General features: G+C 34.2%; 17 protein-coding genes, 1 other RNA gene and 1 pseudogene. 10 read left to right on the top strand and 9 right to left on the bottom strand.

Going from position 1 to position 17846, the window contains the following annotated elements:
• Positions 1-216 precede the first annotated feature (216 nt).
• The 4 genes from IGL13_RS04415 to IGL13_RS04400 all read left to right on the top strand — a co-directional run bounded on the left by IGL13_RS04415 (position 217) and on the right by IGL13_RS04400 (position 2905).
• Complete coding sequence (locus IGL13_RS04415) at positions 217-504, top strand: hypothetical protein (protein ID WP_002386008.1); 288 nt, start codon at positions 217-219, stop codon at positions 502-504.
• A 180-nt stretch (positions 505-684) separates the two neighbouring features.
• On the top strand, positions 685-870 hold the full coding sequence (locus tag IGL13_RS04410; RefSeq protein WP_002358046.1) for a hypothetical protein: 186 nt from the start codon (positions 685-687) through the stop codon (positions 868-870).
• A gap of 171 nt (positions 871-1041) precedes the next feature.
• The gene (locus IGL13_RS04405) at positions 1042-2394 is read left to right on the top strand and encodes an amino acid permease (protein ID WP_002382100.1); all 1353 of its coding nucleotides are present in this window, start codon (positions 1042-1044) and stop codon (positions 2392-2394) included.
• 109 nt (positions 2395-2503) lie between these two features.
• On the top strand, positions 2504-2905 hold the full coding sequence (locus IGL13_RS04400) for a YxeA family protein (RefSeq protein ID WP_010710167.1): 402 nt from the start codon (positions 2504-2506) through the stop codon (positions 2903-2905).
• On the opposite strand, the gene IGL13_RS04395 is transcribed toward IGL13_RS04400, so the two are convergent.
• From IGL13_RS04395 to IGL13_RS04385, 3 genes and pseudogenes are all read right to left on the bottom strand, one after another.
• Positions 2902-3636, bottom strand: a complete 735-nt coding sequence (locus tag IGL13_RS04395; protein ID WP_002401345.1) for a class I SAM-dependent methyltransferase — start codon at positions 3634-3636, stop codon at positions 2902-2904. The two genes, IGL13_RS04400 and IGL13_RS04395, sit on opposite strands and share 4 nt — an antisense overlap.
• Positions 3637-3705: 69 nt before the next feature.
• Positions 3706-5301 (bottom strand): annotated as a pseudogene (locus IGL13_RS04390) (ATP-binding cassette domain-containing protein).
• A gap of 124 nt (positions 5302-5425) precedes the next feature.
• Positions 5426-7309 carry a collagen binding domain-containing protein gene (locus IGL13_RS04385; protein ID WP_002378177.1) on the bottom strand — a complete coding sequence of 628 codons (1884 nt, stop codon included), beginning with the start codon at positions 7307-7309 and terminating at the stop codon, positions 5426-5428.
• Between the two features lie 334 nt (positions 7310-7643).
• On the opposite strand from IGL13_RS04385, the gene IGL13_RS04380 reads away from it, so the two are divergent.
• The 4 genes from IGL13_RS04380 to IGL13_RS04365 all read left to right on the top strand — a co-directional run bounded on the left by IGL13_RS04380 (position 7644) and on the right by IGL13_RS04365 (position 11121).
• Positions 7644-7949, top strand: coding sequence for a DUF898 family protein (locus IGL13_RS04380; RefSeq protein ID WP_002360604.1), 306 nt, complete (start codon positions 7644-7646; stop codon positions 7947-7949).
• Between the two features lie 138 nt (positions 7950-8087).
• Positions 8088-8454, top strand: a transfer-messenger RNA (tmRNA) gene (gene ssrA, locus IGL13_RS04375).
• A gap of 454 nt (positions 8455-8908) precedes the next feature.
• Entirely contained in the window at positions 8909-10660 is a 1752-nt protein-coding gene (locus tag IGL13_RS04370; RefSeq protein WP_002378176.1) for a DUF262 domain-containing protein, read from the top strand.
• A 266-nt stretch (positions 10661-10926) separates the two neighbouring features.
• Positions 10927-11121, top strand: coding sequence for a hypothetical protein (locus tag IGL13_RS04365; protein WP_002360606.1), 195 nt, complete (start codon positions 10927-10929; stop codon positions 11119-11121).
• Positions 11122-11533: 412 nt separating this feature from the next.
• Here IGL13_RS04365 and IGL13_RS04360 read toward each other — a convergent pair whose 3' ends face one another.
• The 3 genes from IGL13_RS04360 to IGL13_RS04350 all read right to left on the bottom strand — a co-directional run bounded on the left by IGL13_RS04360 (position 11534) and on the right by IGL13_RS04350 (position 12779).
• Complete coding sequence (locus IGL13_RS04360; RefSeq protein WP_002384733.1) at positions 11534-11719, bottom strand: hypothetical protein; 186 nt, start codon at positions 11717-11719, stop codon at positions 11534-11536.
• The gene (gene entV, locus IGL13_RS04355; protein WP_002358120.1) at positions 11704-12216 is read right to left on the bottom strand and encodes an enterococcin EntV; all 513 of its coding nucleotides are present in this window, start codon (positions 12214-12216) and stop codon (positions 11704-11706) included. The genes IGL13_RS04360 and entV overlap by 16 nt, the downstream gene beginning before the upstream one ends.
• A gap of 359 nt (positions 12217-12575) precedes the next feature.
• Complete coding sequence (locus IGL13_RS04350; protein ID WP_002381996.1) at positions 12576-12779, bottom strand: DUF378 domain-containing protein; 204 nt, start codon at positions 12777-12779, stop codon at positions 12576-12578.
• A gap of 196 nt (positions 12780-12975) precedes the next feature.
• Here IGL13_RS04350 and IGL13_RS04345 point away from each other — a divergent pair, with 196 nt between their 5' ends.
• On the top strand, positions 12976-13269 hold the full coding sequence (locus tag IGL13_RS04345) for a hypothetical protein (RefSeq protein WP_002358125.1): 294 nt from the start codon (positions 12976-12978) through the stop codon (positions 13267-13269).
• Between the two features lie 13 nt (positions 13270-13282).
• Positions 13283-13561, top strand: a complete 279-nt coding sequence (locus IGL13_RS04340; protein ID WP_010710166.1) for a hypothetical protein — start codon at positions 13283-13285, stop codon at positions 13559-13561.
• Between the two features lie 21 nt (positions 13562-13582).
• Here the strand turns inward: IGL13_RS04340 and srtC are convergent, their stop codons facing one another.
• The 3 genes from srtC to ebpB form a co-directional block, all read right to left on the bottom strand.
• Positions 13583-14440, bottom strand: coding sequence for an Ebp pilus assembly class C sortase (srtC, locus tag IGL13_RS04335; protein ID WP_002378175.1), 858 nt, complete (start codon positions 14438-14440; stop codon positions 13583-13585).
• 93 nt (positions 14441-14533) lie between these two features.
• Complete coding sequence (gene ebpC / locus IGL13_RS04330) at positions 14534-16417, bottom strand: endocarditis and biofilm-associated pilus major subunit EbpC (RefSeq protein ID WP_002378174.1); 1884 nt, start codon at positions 16415-16417, stop codon at positions 14534-14536.
• A complete protein-coding gene (ebpB, locus tag IGL13_RS04325; protein WP_002378173.1) occupies positions 16414-17844 on the bottom strand; it encodes an endocarditis and biofilm-associated pilus minor subunit EbpB in 1431 nt (476 codons plus the stop codon). Before ebpB ends, ebpC begins: the two co-directional genes overlap by 4 nt.
• Positions 17845-17846 lie beyond the last annotated feature (2 nt).

Here is a 17846-nt window from a genome sequence, read left to right as displayed (position 1 = left end):
TTATACAATAATTATTTTACCAGTATCTGGTTTTAACAGCAAACGATTCCAGAAATTTTGTGCATTTTCACACAAAAAAGGAGGCTTTTTTATAAAAGTTTCTTTTAACCCCTTTGAAATTCGTTTTTTCTGAAGAAAAGAGTGACGAAATTTTGAAATTTTGGTAAACTAAGAAAAAACGAGAAACGAGGGCCATGCATGTTCATTTCATTTAACATGTTTATTCTATTAATTGTTGCAACGATCCTAATGATTTTTCTGATTATCTATTTGACAGTCACTGGAAATGATAAAAATAATAAAAAGAAACAAAAGAAAGAAACAAAAAGAACTACGCCAACTTTAAACAAAAAAACAACCGTTCCCCCTTCTCAGAAGCCAAATGTTGTGACTGATGTTGCAAAAAAGAGCGAGCCGGAAAAGCAAGCCGTACAACGAACACAACAACCAACCACTAGAGAGGACGAGACTTCTCAATTTACACGAAGCCAACGTCATAAATAAAAATGGGACATAAGTCGAAATGACTTATGTCCCATTTTCTAATTCTTAAGATAATCAGCTGAACAAAAAATCCGCTAGTGGTTTCACTTTTTCTTTTAATTAATGATAGTTTATTCTTCTTTTCAGGTGTATACTAAATGATTGAAAAGAGACTTTAACTAATTAGGAAGAGGTGATTTTTTGTCTGCAAAGCGGTTTATTCAATTATTCATTTGTTATGCTATTTCAATGATTGTCGCAATACTTTTAACGGACTTATTTAATTTCTCGAGTCCTATAGCTTATTTAGTAGTGGCTAGTATCATCGGCTATGTAGTCATTACTGTTCCATTAACAATTATGACTCTATTAAAAAATAAAAATTAATAAAAAAATTGAGCGATTTTAATCACTTAAATTGCTCAATTTTTTTATTTTCATAATATTTTTCACTTATTTTTTCATTTTCATTGACAGAATAGTTGTAATTGTCAGAAAATTGTATATAATAAAGAAAGTTATTTTCATATTATTTTTTTTCAATTAAAGGAGAATCCTATGAGTGAAACACAACAAACAACCTTAAAAAAACAATTAAGCTCGCGCCACATTACGATGTTAGCCTTAGGGGGAGCGATTGGCGCAGGTCTTTTTAAAGGAAGTGGCGAAGCAATTGGTATTGCCGGTCCTTCTGTTTTAATCGCCTTTCTAATTGGCGGTGCTGTTCTCTTCATCGTCATGAGTGGTTTAGGAAAACTTGTTTTAGATGGCGGAGACACACATCATGGTTTGTCTGGCTTAGTTCGACCATTTTTAGGTGCACATTCTGCTGACTTTATTGATTGGGTTTATTATTCCATGTGGACAATTAATATTATCGCAGAAGCGGTTGCCGCAGCTTCCTTTTTACAACTTTGGTTTCCTAATATTCCTGCTTGGTTTTTTGTTTTTATTTTAGCTATTTTAACGACGCTCATTAATCTTTACTCGGTTCGTTTATTTGCAGAAACAGAATATTGGTTGGCGTTTGCTAAAATTAGTGTCATCATTTTGTTAATTATTTTTGGTGTTTATCTGGTGGGACAACAAATGCTAGGCAGTGGTGTCTTCCCTACTTTACAAAGTATCACCGATCATGGTGGCTTCGCCCCACATGGCATGAAAGGTATAGTTAATTCTTTATTAGTAGTTATTTATTCTTATGGCGGTTCAGAATTAATCGCGATCACTGTCAGTGAAGCAGATGATCCTAAAAAAGCCATTCCTAAAGCGATTCGTGGTGTGATGGGACGGATTATTTCCTTCTATATCATTCCATTATTCTTACTTTTGATTATTTTCCCTTGGAATACCTTAGCAGGCACAACGGTGAGCCCATTTGTTATGGTTTTTGAAAAAATGAATATTCCTTTTGCTGCTGACATCGTAAATTTTGTGATTATTTTAGCCTTGTTTTCTTCTATTAATTCTGGGGTATACGCCTCTTCTCGCCTTTTATATTTTCGCTTAAAAGATAAAAAAGGACCCATGAGTAAACTTGCGGTTTTAAACAAGCACCAAGTACCTCAACGTTCAGTTTTCTTCTGCGCCAGTGTTTTATATCTGGGCGTTATTCTTTCTTATTTTGTTGGCGATGAATTATTTGGTTACTTAGCCGGTTCTCTCTCTTACACTGTCTTGCTAATTTGGATTTTAATTAGCGCTGCGGCGTTTGTTCTTTCTTTAAAACGAGGATCTCTCTTTGAAAAAAGTATTAATCTCCTTGCTTTAATCATTTTAGGCCTCATCTTTATTGGCATCTTATTTACAAATTCGTTAGGCGTCACTCTTTTAACAGGCCTACTGTACTTTGTTATTTTCTTTAGTTATCGTAAGAAAAATGATTCCTTTCTACTCTCTGATGAAAGCTAAATAGACCAAAAAAACGAACAGTTTTGTAAGACAACTGTTCGTTTTTTCGATGTTCCATCTCCTTCTTCTTTTGCTATGCTATTTTTGTAAATTGTTAGGAGGAGAAAAAATGAAAAAAATCGGCGCTATTTTATTGATTGGCGTATTGATTGTTGGTGGTTATACAGGCTATCGTTATTATGCAGATACATATAAGGGTGAAAAAGCCTATGCACAAGTTCCTCTAGAAATTCCTGAACGAAAACAAACAGTAGATGACAATCAAAAAAGCATAGATGGCCAATATTCTTTACACTATCGACTAACTTTTGTTAAAAGTAATGGAAAAACACAAGTCATGGATTACGAACGGACAGACAAAAATCCTCAACCTTTGGAACCAAATGCTTACATAGAAGCAACCATTAGTAAAAAAAGAATCATCCAATCTCCTGTCAAAATTGATAAAAAAGAGATTCCAGAAAAAGCTTTCGCACAATTAAATAACCGAAAAACAACCAGCGATAATTAGTCATCGCTGGTTGTTTTTTTACATGGAATAACAATTAATTCATAAATAATGGTACGCTGATTTTGCTTAATTTCATGAGAACCAAAAATTTCTTGTACGCGTTGTTCTAAAATTGGAACTGACCATTGTTCTTCAAAATAGCTGCGGAAAAAGTCTTTTGAAATAGTTTCTGATGCTTCAAAGAAAAATTTTTTTGTGAAAAAGGGTCGCTGTTCTTTTTTTAGAAATGCTTTGTATTTTGCCATCCAATTTAACTGCGGGTTGCTCTCTTGCTCAAAAGGAGAAAATAACGAATCTTGCTCTTCCACTAGCCGAAATATAAGACACCATTCCTCACTTAATTGGCACAATGCATTAACTTTTTCCGGCGTATCCAAAGCAGGATTCATGGCTGAAAAAACGACTTGAAATTTTTTCCCAGTCTCAATCAGTCTTTCTTGGCTTTGGTGAAGAAAAACAACGTTGCTTTGTGCTTTTGCTTCCGCAATCTCCAACATTCTCTGAGAAATATCGGCTAGCGTATACTCCGTGACTTGCTCTTGAAAAAAAGGTAAGTATCGTCCCGTCCCACCTGCGATATCCAGAAATGTCTGACACGGAAAAATGCCTTCTTGGACCAAGAAATCACGTAATTCTCGAGCAATTGGAAATGGCGATTCTTGTTGAATTTCTTCATATTCTTCTGCAAATTCATCCCAAAATTCCGCTAATTCTTGCTCATTATTATTCATCAACAATTGCCCCTTTCTCTCAATTCTTATAAAAAGTGTAGCAAAAGAAGCGCCAAAGAGCTAACAAGTTCACTCATTTAAATCAATAATTTCATCTACAAATCGCAGGGTTTTAGGTCGATGAGTAACCAAAATAGTCAACTTATTGTGGGTAAATTTTTGTACTTCTTGTAACACTTTTTCTTCGGTCTTTTCGTCCAATGCAGAAGTCGCCTCATCTAAAATAAGGATCTCTGCTTGTGTAAATGCTAAGCGTGTGAAAGCAATCCGTTGTTTTTCACCACCAGAAAAATTCATTCCTTTTTCACTCACAATAGTGTTTAAACTTTCCGGTAACCGTTCATAAAGTTCCCCCAACTGAAAACGATACATAGCTTCAATTACTTGTTCATCAGAAATTTCTTGATTAAATACAATATTTTCTTTCAACGTTCCTTGAAATATTGGCACATCTTGAGATAAATAAAAAACTTTTTCATAATAATCTTCCAAATTGAATTGTGTTAGAGGAAATTGATTCACATAAACTGTCCCCTCTGTCGGCTTCAATAATCCTAAAATCAATTTAATCAGGGTAGATTTGCCTGTCCCACTTTTTCCAATCAAGCCATAGGTTTTGTTCATTGAAAATTGTCGATTTTGTTGGGATATAATCGTTTGACTATCTACGCTAAAACACACCTATTTTAATGAAATTGTTTGAATTTCAGGTAACGCTTTGCCAGGAACCGCTAAGTCAGGATCATCTTCTTTTTTATAAAAATCTTCCAAGCGCTGATAGGCTACTTTATCCAAATTATATTGAACAAATAAAACATTAAATATGGCTATCGGCGTATAAATTCGATCGATATACATCACTATCGCTACAAGTCCACCTAAACTCAATGTCACAACGTTAGTAAAACTAAGTACGACAATGCTTACTTTGATAAGTGCGACTAACAAGGCAAAAAAGCCAAAGAAAAATTCATGGATCATAGTCATTTTTGTTATATTTTGACTATTTTCCTCTGCCATTAACGCGTAATTTTCAATCTCTTTTTTATATTTTCGATTAATTCTAAAAGTTACTAGTTCTGTCATCCCTCGTATCAAAGTAGCATTCATTGCTTCTTCAGAAATAAGTGTTTTTTCTTTCATTTTTTGTAGCGTTTTCAAAAGTATTTTGGTTAAAATAAATACAATCACATAACCAATTAGAATTGCTGGCAGTAATTTTTTATCAATCAATGCTATGAAAAACAAATTAAATAACGTCTCTGGAATTAGCTCTCGAAATAAGCGTCCATAAAAATTCAAGTGGATATTTCTCCCAGCTGCTGCACCAACTTCTACTTTTTGTAGTAAAGCTCCCGCTCCCAGTTTTAGATATTCTTCATAGGAAATCTTGCTCATTTTTATTAAACTTAATTTCTTCAAATAGAAATAGATGCCATTAGTTAAGTAAGCTTTCGGTTTCTGTTCACAGTAAGACAATAGCGGAATTAAAATAATTGTCGTTCCATACGCTACTAACAACCCTAGTTGGAAACTTTTTTGATAATGATCTAACAACTGTTGAAAAAAATAAATTGCTAAAGCACTACATAATGAAACAATCACACCAATCAAAATGTACCAAGTGAAGCTTTTCTGAAAGTGCGACCATATTTTTTTAGTCATTTACTCCCTCCTTTTCGAGCATTATATACCTTACTGTAGCATAGTTTTTGATTGGCGCCTATCAGCAATTTATCTCCAGAAAATAGAAAAGCCCCCCAGCGAAAGCTGGATGGCTTTTCTATTGTTAATTCTTTCTGATTTGTAGATAACTTACACCTAAAACGGCAAATGTACTTGCCAGTATTCCTGCTATTAGCATAAACGGTGTTTTTGTTGTGCCTGTTTCGGGAAGTTCTCGTTGCCCGTTTGCTTCATTTAATTTTTGAATTGGTTCACTAAGCAGTTGTGGAGCCAACTGTGGTCTTCCTTCATTTTTCAATGTATTTAATGGAGCGTTTAGTATTTGTGGTTGATTTTTTAATGTAACATTTTTATTTTTCTCCACAGTTGTTTCTGTGGATGGCTGTTTTTTCTCAGTTGTAGTAATTTCTTTTGTTGGTGAGACATGAACTTCTGGCTGGCTGCTTTCTGCAGTTTCCGTTATACCATTCTCTTCAGTTGTTACGCTTGGTTTTTCAGGTAGGATTGGTGCAATCGTGCCTAGTGTTTCACTTTCATCTGGATTTTCTTCTTTTGTTGGCGACACATGAACTTCTGGTTGACTGCTTTCTGCCGTTTCCGTTGTGCCATTCTCTTCAGTTGTCACACTTGGTTTTTCAGGTAGGATTGGCTCAATCGTGCCTAGTGTTTCACCTTCATCTGGATTTTCTTCTTCTGTTGGTGAAACATGAACTTCTGGTTGGCTGCTTTCTGCAGTTTCTGTTACGCCATTCTCTTCAGTTGTCACACTTGGTTTTTCAGGTATGATTGGTTCAATTGTACCTAACGTTTCACTTTCATCTGGATTCTCTTCTTCTGTTGGAGAGACATGAACTTCTGGTTGGCTGCTTTCTGCAGTTTCTGTTGCGCCTGTCTTTTCACTTGTTTCTGTTGCCTGTTCCGAAGTAGGTGTCTTTGGTTCCCATTCATCTATTGTCTCTAAAGGAATGTCTAGACTTTCTTCTGTTGGCATTTCCACATTTTGATTACCGCTTGCCTCGCCTTCTACAAAAACATTTTTAACCTGTGATGTATTTTTTTCATTCGTTGCGTCTTGATTGTTTAGTTGATAATTGATGTCATAACTATTTTCAAATGTTGCTTGATGTTGGCCTGCTTCTGTGATTGTCGAAGTGTAACGGACGATAAAGGAAGTAAAGCGTGCTTTATCCTGATAAAAACGTAAATTAAAGTCGTTATCTGTCACAAAGTCAATTTTGCCATAACCTTGTTGCTCAAACTCGGCAAGTGAAATATATTTAGTTTCTTTGTCATTCACAATATCAAATGTAAAACTCTCTTTATTTAATTGTTGACCACTTCCTTGTCGATCCGCAATTGAAATATCTTCTGTGACATCGGATTTATTGAGGTTCACATTTAAAAACCAACGTACTTGATTTGACTCTCCAGCCAAATCGCCTACTTTATAAAAAAACGGATAGTCTCGCTCAATTTGGCCAGTCTCTGTGTTAGTCACTCCTTCAATCGTCAAACGTTGAGTCGCCGTTGCTGTTCCGAAATCCGTTTCTATCACGTTCGGTTGCGAACTATTGGTGATAAGCGTTTTAATCCCGAAAGAAAAATGCCCATTCACATTATGTAAAGATTCAACTTTTTCATTAAATGTTGCTACAACATGATCTTTATAGATAAAAACTTCCCCTAAACCATTTAAATTGATTTTTCGTGGTGAGCCATCGTTCTCGGTCATTCCAACTAATGCATTTGGTAAAGTTAAAGTAATAGTATCTCCAGGTTTTATTTTCTGATTTTCTTTGTCACTAAAAGATACTTTAATGGAGGTCATCTCTCCTTGATATAAAGTAGTATGATCCAATTCTACTTTGTCAACGATTGGACTTTTGCTCAATTCGGCGCCAAACGAAATTGGACCAATCAATAACGCCCCCGCAATTGGTAGAATCATTACCAACAGTAACACTAAAAATTTTACACTTTTTGTCATAAAAAATTATTCACCCTTCTTTTCTCTTATTTTTTCCACTTAGTGGTCTTTTTCAGAAGTTGACAATAGCAAAAAGATATGTCTCGTACAATATTAATGCTCATTTAAGTAGCCTTTTTTTTAAATTTCTAATTCACTTCCTAAGGAAAACGTTTTATTATGGTAGTTACATTAGATAACATTTGTTACAAAATATCTAATGCTGCCAAGTTTGAGTTGCATAAATAACATATTTCGAACCAATAATGAATAAAAATACTTATTTCATCCTCATTTTGTTTCCCCGGCCATTTATTCTTGTTATAATAAAGTTTATGAGATAAGGAGGAAAAGAATGAAAAATTCATATTTTGACGGTGGTTTAGCCACGTATATCGGGACTTCAATTTTAGCAACCTTGATTACTGTCTTTACATTAGGCATTTGCGCACCTTGGGGAATTTGTATGATGTACAACTGGAAAATCAAGCATACCGTTATTGATGGTAAACGCCTTTATTTTGACGGTACAGCTATGCAATTATTCGGTCATTGGATTAAATGGCTTTTATTAACTATAATTACTTTAGGAATTTATGGTTTTTGGTTGAATATCCGTTTGCAACAATGGATTACAAAACATACCCACACACTTTCATAAAAAGAGGATGGATGAACTGAGTTACGGTCCATCCTTCCTCTTTTTATGAATATCTAACAGAGTGTTATCCTACTCTTTGAAAAAACAAGGAATTTATGCTATACTTTGATAAGTATCAAGGGATACTTATGTTATTTCGGGGGCGTTACGGATTCGACAGGCATAGTTGAGCTTGAATTGCGTTTCGTAGGTTACGGCTACGTTAAAACGTTACAGTTAAATATAACTGCTAAAAACGAAAACAATTCTTTCGCTTTAGCTGCCTAAAAACCAGCTAGCGAAGATCCTCCCGGCATCGCCCATGTGCTCGGGTCAGGGTCCTAATCGAAGTGGGATACGCTAAATTTTTCCGTCTGTAAAATTTAGAAGAGCTTACCAGACTAGCAATACAGAATGCCTGTCACTCGGCACGCTGTAAAGCGAACCTTTAAATGAGTGTCTATGAACGTAGAGATTTAAGTGGCAATATGTTTGGACGCGGGTTCGACTCCCGCCGTCTCCATTAAAAAGGAACTTGCTAAACGTTGTTAAATCAACGATTTAGTAAGTTCCTTATTTTCTTGGGAGTTGGACTGAACTCGGACTTTTGAGAAAAATCATAAAGAAAATAGAAAAAGGTATCAACTAATAATCAAAATTTGGTGAATACTTTCAAGAAAACATTATTAAAAAGGTAATCTTTTACATAACGAACCAATTTTCTGCTGAATAATTTCAATTTATTTAAATTATACTTGATTCGATTAGCTTCACATGGATATCCACTTTTTCTAAAATGAATCTCCATTGTAATTATTTCATATTTATGAATAGATATTCTAATGGATAAACCTGTAGAAATTTCGATTTATATTACCTTATAGAATCCAGATAACAAATTTGTATAATAAAAATAGATTCAATATTTTTGTATTTTATGTGGTAAAATTAATTAAATAATGTCAAAGGAGATTCTCAAAATGGGTTACGTAAATTTCACTATAAAAAATTTAATTAAGAAAATAGATAACAATGAATATGTACTACCTGCGCTTCAAAGAGAATTTGTATGGAAACCAGAACAAATTGAAAGATTATTCGATTCCATTATGAAAGGATATCCCATCGGCTCGTTCTTATTTTGGAACGTCCAAAATGAAAATATAAATAAATATGAATTTTATAACATATTAAAAGAATACCATCAAAGAGATGCTAGACATAATACAAAAATCAATATTTCACATAAAGATAGTGTTACAGCAATACTAGATGGGCAACAAAGAATAACATCTATCTATATAGCTTTGAAAGGTACCTACAGCTACAAAATAAAAGGAGCATGGAAAAATAATGACAATGCTTATCCTTCGAGACAGCTTTATTTAAATATCGTTTCTCCAAATTTAGATACCAACAAAGATGTTCAATTTGATTTTAGATTTTTAACTAATGAGGAAGCAGAAGATTTTACCGAAGATACTCTTTGGTACCCTGTCTCCGATATTTTGCAATTTGAAGTAGGTGAAATGTTTACTGTGATTGCTAGATATCAAGAGCTTTATCGGAAAAATTTTCCTAATGAATCCGTTGAAAAAACAAGTTATATTATGAATTCTTTAGGAACTTTACATCAAATGATGGAAAAAGATATATTGGCATATTATGAAGAAAACTCACAAGAAATTGATAAGGTTTTAGATATCTTTATCAGAATGAATAGCGGTGGTACTACGCTAACTTATTCTGACCTTTTGCTTTCTTTAGCGACTGCTAAATGGCAAAATCTGAATGCTCGAGAAGAAATTTATTCATTAGTTGATGAACTAAATATGATAGGAAACGGTTTCAATTTTAACAAAGATAATATTTTAAAGGCTGCTTTAGTTTTAACTGATAAAAAGAATATTAAATTTAGAGCTTCCAATTTTGACAAACAAACCACAAACCTAATCGAAACTAACTGGGAAAAGACAAAAAAAGCAATATCTTTAGCAGTGAATTTACTTTCAAATTTTGGGTTTAATGGAGATACTTTAATTGCTAATAGTGTAATCATCCCTGTTGTTTATTACCTATACAAAATTGATTGCCCAAATAACTATTTAGAAGCTGATAGATACTTAAATGATAGGAATAAAATAAAATATTTTGTTCAGATTTCTTTGTTAAAAAGAATCTTTGGAGGAACTCCAGACTCAATATTACTTAAAATGAGAGAAAATATGCAGGATTTATCCGAAGGGTTCCCATTGTCAAAACTTCTTAAAGTTAGAGATACAAACAAATCTTTAATCCTAACGGATGAAGACATTGATTATTTACTAGATACAAAAATTGGAAAGTACTCTTTCACACTTTTATCGGTAATTTTTCCAGCCATAGATTTAAAAAATAAGTTTCACCAAGATCATATATTCCCTTCAAGCAAATATAAAAATAAAAAGAATTTAAGAGAAATAGGTTATTCAGAAGAAGAAATAACATTTATTGTTGAACACATCGATACAATTGTAAATTTACAATTACTAGAAGGCATTCCTAATACAGAAAAAAATAATAAGTATTTCGATGATTGGGTATTAAAAAGATATAATTCTAACGAGGAACTGGATTATTATCTAAATAGGAATTTACTAAATAAAGTTTATAAAAAGAATGAATTCATCCAAATGTATACAGATAGGAAGGAAGAATTAAGAAAAAGACTGCTACAAAACTTATCTTTTTAGCCATCTTTTCAATTACTAATAACTATGTTTTATATCAAATCTAGATAGTATAGAAATAAACTAACCCTATTATTCTTGCTAGTATTCCCTTCTCTATAGAATAATTCTAGCAAGAATAACATGAATAATAAAAATTATGTATTACTATTATTAACTATCGTGTTAGTCGGTTTAGTACTGACACTTTTTACTGTAATTAATTGGATTACTTACTCAGTGATCTTGTTAATTGTAGGCATATTAAGCAAAAGAAAGTAGTTGATTAAATGACTTACACTGAAAAAATCGAAAAATTAATAGACCTAGATTTAACGAGCTATCGTATTGCAAAAGAAACTGGAATCAGCACGCAATACATTGACAAAATCAGAAGTGGAAAAACAGCTATTGAAAATATTGGACTTGGAAAAGCGGAAATATTAGTAAAGTATTTTGATGATTTAGAAAAAAACATATCTTGATATGATGTAGTTTTTAGCTTCTATATTTCTAATATCAATATTTTTTTCAACATCTTTTTTGATTCACAAAAAAAGACCCCCAAAAATTCTGTAGAATTAAAGTTACTGAACCCATTCTAAGTAGGAATCAAGTTATGCTAAGCTTATCAAAGAAACATTGAATAGTTTAAACCTGAATGTTATATAGGATACTTATATTTCTACCTTAAGTGTAATGAAATTTCTATGGCTTTTTTATAAGTATTACCTCTTAAACTGTTAATGTGGTTGTCGTGAACCAAACTTCATTTTAACGGTTTGGTAGGCTTTTTAGCTATCTTGAACCATCTACATAGCAAGTCAATAAAAAAATAAAGAGAAGGCTCGTTACCTCCTCTTACACTTCCTATCACATTATCTTTCTAAAACCACTTCATTTTCTTTTTCTATTGGTGATTTTGGGTATTGCATAGAACATGGCTAAAAATATTATTGTTATCAAAAGAGTTTTTAAGATTTCAATTTCTCCTGAATCTATCCAAGTATACACAAAAGCGATGATAAAAGTAATTACTATTTCCGTAACATGATCTTTTAAATTCATTAGCTTAGCCCACATTGAACTGCCCATAAAGCTAGTTGTCCAGCCACAATAATAGCATTCGTCTTTAACCCATTGGCTTTAGCGAAGCGTAATACAGTCACTGCTAATTCTTTCCAGGCTTTCTTTTGTGCAGCTTTTACAATTGCGCTGATACTAATCATTGCAAAAAACTCATCTTTGATTTTGTTAGCAACGCAACTTCCTAATGCATTCCAATTAAAACGTGCTTGAACTACTGTTGAAGCATCAGAAATATTTACATTTAATTCTTCCTCAACTGAAGAAATCTCTTGCTGAGCAAAATTATTTTTGACATAGTTTTTAAAGTTATCTTCCGTCACTCCATTCGCATACATTTCTTCCAGTCCTTTTGCTACAGCCTCAACTTCTGAATCCTCTAGCTGGTCAGATGCATAAACACTTGTACCAGCGCTGATAAAAATACCTAATGTCATTAGTAATGCCATCGCCAAACAAAAAAATTTAGCCTTTTTTGTCACCTGTAATTCCATAAATAAATCCCTACTTTCTTTTTCCTTGTTATAATCATAACAAGGAAAAAGATAATTTATCATCAAAATCCCTATTTGATGCTTATATTTTCCTATATATCCTAGAGCTGATTTTTCTCACTAGTGATCACATCAATTTGAACTAATGATTCAAAAAAAGACACAGGTTATTTGAGGTACGTTCGAGGTAATGCTAGGTTCTATTTTGAAAACAACGCAGCTCTCTTGAAATATTTTTTGAGCTTGTCTAAACCTTCTGAAACGAATATAGAAAATAAAAAAAGAGTCCCCTTTCTCAAGGAAACTCTCAATTGCTAAGTCAAAATAACTTCACGTTATCTAAATCTTTTAAATCAATCCTATGGTTCGCGGAACAAAGGAGCTAAAAACTTAATAGAATAAATCGCACAAATTCCGACAATAATATAGATAATTTTTGCTAATGGTGTGGTTGCACCGCCACTAATTGTTGCAACTAAATCAAAATTAAATGCACCAACTAATAACCAGTTTAAACCTCCGACAATCAATAAAATTAAAGCAATAATATCCAGATATTTCATTTTTAACACTCCTTCCAAATTTGATAAGCCAAGAGTAACACGTTTATTCTTTATTTACGAAAATAATGATTCAGGAAAAAAAACTTTTTTTCAATTATTTTCTCGAATCATTTTTTCATTATTAAGAATTTTATGATATAACTAAAGAGTAGACAAAAACAGATTCATTATCTCTGATAAGAAATGGTGGTTTATTATGCGTGCTAAGTTATTTTTAATTTTGCGGAATCGAGTGTTATCCCGTGTTGTCTTTGTCATTCTATTTTTACATGTGCTTTTTACCACAAATGATTTCACGGTGTTACTGCTCCTCTTACTATTGAATTATTTACTCACGCTTGAGGATAGCGCGAAAAAAAACAGAAAAATCCAAACTTGGCAGGAATTTAAACAGTCGATTGATTGGCCCTTTGTCGCTTTTTATTCAGGGCTTGCTCTTTTAGTTATTTCGTTAATACTTCTGTTTCTCTGGTTCAATTATGCACGATAAGGAGGATTAAAAATTGAAAAGCTATTTTTTTACTCTTTTTTTTAGTATGTTTAGCCTTTTCGTCATACTACTTTGGTTTTCTGGATATGATAGTAAGGGATTTCTATTGGCCCTTACAGATTTTCTAGGTTTTTCTATTATTCACCAAACTCCTGTGCTGGATACTTATTATTCCCAGCAGCCTTTAACAACCAAAATGTTGATTTCTTCTGGGCTTCATTTTTGTACTTATTTTTGCTTAGGTTTGGTCATTGATTTACTACGTAAAGGGTTTAAAAAAATAAAAACATAGTCACTTTTATTATACGAATCGTTAATTTCCATGCTTTCTGGTCGTCTTTTTCCGTCGCTTGTACCAGATAATGAAGCCGCTAATAATTAACGCACAGGCAATTAAAAGTAATGTCCATAATAGTAAATTTTGTTGTTGTACCACTTTTTTCATCCCCGCTGCTGCTTTTTCTGGTTGATATGGGATACGATGTCCTCGAACTAATAACCGATGACTGTTTATCATATACGGTGTGCAAGTTAATAAAGTGACGAGATCTTGGCCAGACTCAATGTGTAAATCTTTTGTATCAGTTGGTTCAACGGTTTTTATTTGATCTACTTGATAAGCAAGTGTCTTCCCATTAACTTCGATATAAAATTCATCGCCTTTTTTTAATTCTGGCAAATCTGTAAATAATTTGGCTTGTGGGAGACCACGATGGCCTGAAATGACCGCATGTGTATTCGCACCACCTGTAGGATAGGAGGTTCCTTCTAACAAGGAGCTTCCTTTTTCCAATAGCAATGCATTCGTTTTATCAAAAATTGGTAAACGGACATTTATTTTTGGAATGGTTAAAACACCAATCGTATGACTTTCAAAATAGGATTTGTCTGGTTTTTTCGTTGTTTTTTGCGTTTCAGAAAAAGGATCTAATCCAGGATTGCTGCCTTTTTTCGCTAATTCATGGTTTTTCTTTTCCATTTTTTCTTGAAGTTCAGCCATTTCTTTGGTGTTTTCTTGGCTTGCTTTTGCTTGATAATGAGCGATAATTTGTTGATCCAGATAGTTATTTAATGCATCGCTAACAAAAGGATACGCAAATGCACCTATTCCAATAATCAGTAAAAGAATCATAAAACCATCAATGATACGACGTTTCTTTTTTGACTTCATTGCTTCCTCCTTAAAAATAAAGCATGAGAGCCTGGGACAGTGATTGGCCCAGGCTCTTTGTTTTTCTAAAAATTTCTTCGGTGATGCTAGAAATTAAGCATTTTCTTTTCTACGTCTAGCAAAGTAGACTCCTGCAATAAGTAGCAAGACTGCGCCACTTCCTAAGTAAACGTAGATTCCTTTGCCACCTGTTGAAGGTAAGGTACCTTTGTGTTTGTTTGGTACTTTTTCTGGTGAAACTAGGTTTTCTGTTGTGCCATATGATTGTTCATTGACCACAAATTCAATCCGATTTGTTAACAAGACATAATCATCAGGAGCTACAGTTTCTTCTAAATAATAGGTACCGTATTTAAGCCCTGTGATATCAACTAATCCATCAGCCGTTGTTGTAAAAGTAGTTGCTTCAGCTTTTGTTTTCACCCAAGTTGCTGCTTTCGTTGTTTCATCGATTTTCAAATAATTTGCTGTGTCGCTGTTTTGATCACGGACGACAAAGGAAGCTCCCGCCAAGGCTTGTGTCGCTGTCACATCGCCATCGACTTTAATGAAACGTTTCCCACCTGTCACAACTTCAACAGTTGGTGGTGTTTGGTCGTCGGTATGACCGTTATCAACATTCGCCTCATTTTTAAAGCCTTTCGTAGGATCTGCTTTTTCATTTAAATGCATAAAGTAAACGAATTTTAGTGTGCCGCCTGGTGTTAGCGTAGGAATATACGCTGGATTAACGGCGACAGTGAAGCCATTTGCTTGTTCAGTCACTTGATAATTTTCAGGAGCAATCACTGTATCCCCATCATATAACGCATAGGCATACTCTCCAGAAGTCACGTTATCAAAAGTTAAGGCTGCATCATGTTTATCAACTAAATTGAATTTGACGTATTTATTAGCGTCGCCTTCTTTGTCTGCAATCCCCAATGGAATATTTACAGAAATTTGATATTTAATTTTTTCGCCAATTGCCACATCTTTACCATCTAAGTTTGGTGTTGTTTTATCAACTTTAGAGGTATCATTTTTGACTGTTTTTTCAACAGGTGTTTGATTGTTTGCTTCAATTGTAAATGGTGTTTTTGTTTGATTTTCAATTAATTCTGCATTATTTGGAGCTTTTACTTCTTCTAAAATATACGAACCAACCTCAAGATTTTTAACTGTTAATTCTCCCGTTCCATTCTCTGCTTCTGTGAAATCATTTTCGCCAATTTCATAACTTTTCCCAGTAATAAAGCGTTTTGCTTGTTCTTTATCCGTTGTCCATGTATATAATCCATCTTTGACTCCTTGGATATATTTTACTGTGCCTGGTGAGCCTTCGCTTTTGGAAATAACAAATTCTGCGCCATTTAATCCTTCATTTTCAGCAGTTCCTACTTTTTTCACATGTAAACTACCATCATTGGCTACCACATTTTTAGGATAAATATGAACAACCGCTAATTCTTCTGTTCCATATTTATAGGAACCATCTGCTTGCTTGATCATTTCGTAAACTGGGAACGCCACCACCATATTCGTAGCAGCAACTACACCCTCTTTTGGTTCTTCTTTAATGGTATACACTGCATCTTTACCATTTTGTTTTTTAGGTAACTGAACAGTGACATTCCCATTTGCATCGGTGGTTCCTTGAGCAACAGGTTTCCCAGGAGTTAAACTTTGGACAGCTTGTTTAGCTGCATCAACGCTTGCGCCTGCCGCTCGTTGCTCGTAAAATTCGCTCGTCACGTTATAAATACTAAACGTCACATCTGCCAGTCCTTGATATTTATCAAACTCGCTCATTTCTTTCCCGCTATTTTGAATAAGCGGATCTGGTAAATCCGTCATTTTCTTTTTGTGAATCACGAGCTGTGCGCTCTCCCCATTTTCTTCTGCAAATGCAGTTGTTGTCCCTAATACACTTGTGAAAAGTGGCAAAATTAGTAACAAGGTACTAACGGCGTACCAAACTTTTTTTAATTGCTTCATTTTCTCTCTCCTCTTTTTTGTTTTTGATAAAATAGCCAAATGACTACCAGCCCAATGATTAGCAGGCCTGCAATCGTCAACCAAATAGAACGTTCTTCATTTGTTTTTGGTAAGAAGCCTGACTCTTTTACTTTTTTATTGATTACATGTAACGGTGCTGTTCGTTGTCCGTTCGTTGCATAAGAATTTTTTTCCACCGTAAAAGGAATTTCTGTTTGATTCAGAAGATAACCTTTTGGTGCAGAGATTTCTTCCAAGAAGTACTGGCCATCTTTTAAGCCTTTAACTGAAAATTCACCGGCTTGATTAGACGTGAATTTTTTAGCTAATGCTTTTTCTTTTTGCCAACGATACCCGTTTGCTGTTTCATTGAGGTATTCCCCCGCTTGATTTTTGACGATAAAAACAGCCTCTGGCAAGGTGATTTTCGCATTTTCACTATCAACTTTGACAAAAGACTTGCCGCCTGTACGAACTGCGGCTCTTTTAGTCAAGGTATGCTTGTCCGTGACTAATTGTCCTTCGTTGTTAATCGCAGTGTCTGGTTCAGCGGTCTTTTCTAAACGCATTTGATAGGACACAGTCATTGTTTGATTTGCAAATTTTTGTAAGTCTTTAATTGAAAAATCAAGCGTAAATCCATGCTTTTGCGTCGTCAGTGTGTAACCTGTAGTAACTGTTTTTCCAGCCACTTTTACCTCAATTGATTCTGGTAAAAGTGTCAACGTTGTATCCGCCTTATCTGACAAACGGAATTCCTGATATCCTAAAATATTCGCTGGAATCTGAGTCGTTAACTGATAGTTAATGTGCTCTCCTTGATTAAAGCCTTGTTGCTTATCGAGTACCGTTTTTTCAAGTGGTGGTAAGTCATAGGCATTTTCTTCATTTTTTGGATATAAATGAATATGCGTTAACGATTGCCCTTGTGGATCTTGAACAGGCAAAATCACTACTAGGTTGCTAGCTTTTTCCTTTACCACTTCTGGTGCTTCCGCTTCAACAAATAAATAGGCTTTATCTCGTTGCTGCGAATCTTTGCTAGCTAATGAAAAAGAAACCACTCCATCTTCTCCATTTATTGTCTGTGTTTTATCTTCTGCGATCGGTTTTCTATTTGTTGCACCGGTTTCTGCTAATTGACGCTGTGCCTCTTGGACCGTTTTTCCTTCAGAACGAAGCTGATAAAACGGATCCGTCACATCATAGACTTGATAAGTGACGTCATTTAAGCCCCGATAATTTTGAAGCAGCGTTCCCTCTTCCCCTGTGTTTTGCTGCTGTTCTGGTAATTGACCATCAGGGAACAATAATTTGTGCAACGTAACTTGAACGCTTGCTTGCGATGCCTCTGCTAATGCTTGATGTGAAAACCCGAAAAGAGCGAGTAGCATGACGCAAATACTTAACCAACGTGCGTTTTTCATTG

Source organism: Enterococcus sp. DIV1937 (assembly GCF_050535975.1).
Lineage (GTDB): Bacteria > Bacillota > Bacilli > Lactobacillales > Enterococcaceae > Enterococcus > Enterococcus faecalis.
The sequence above is the reverse complement of the archived record's forward strand: the minus strand, read 5'-3'. Positions and strand labels throughout refer to the sequence as shown.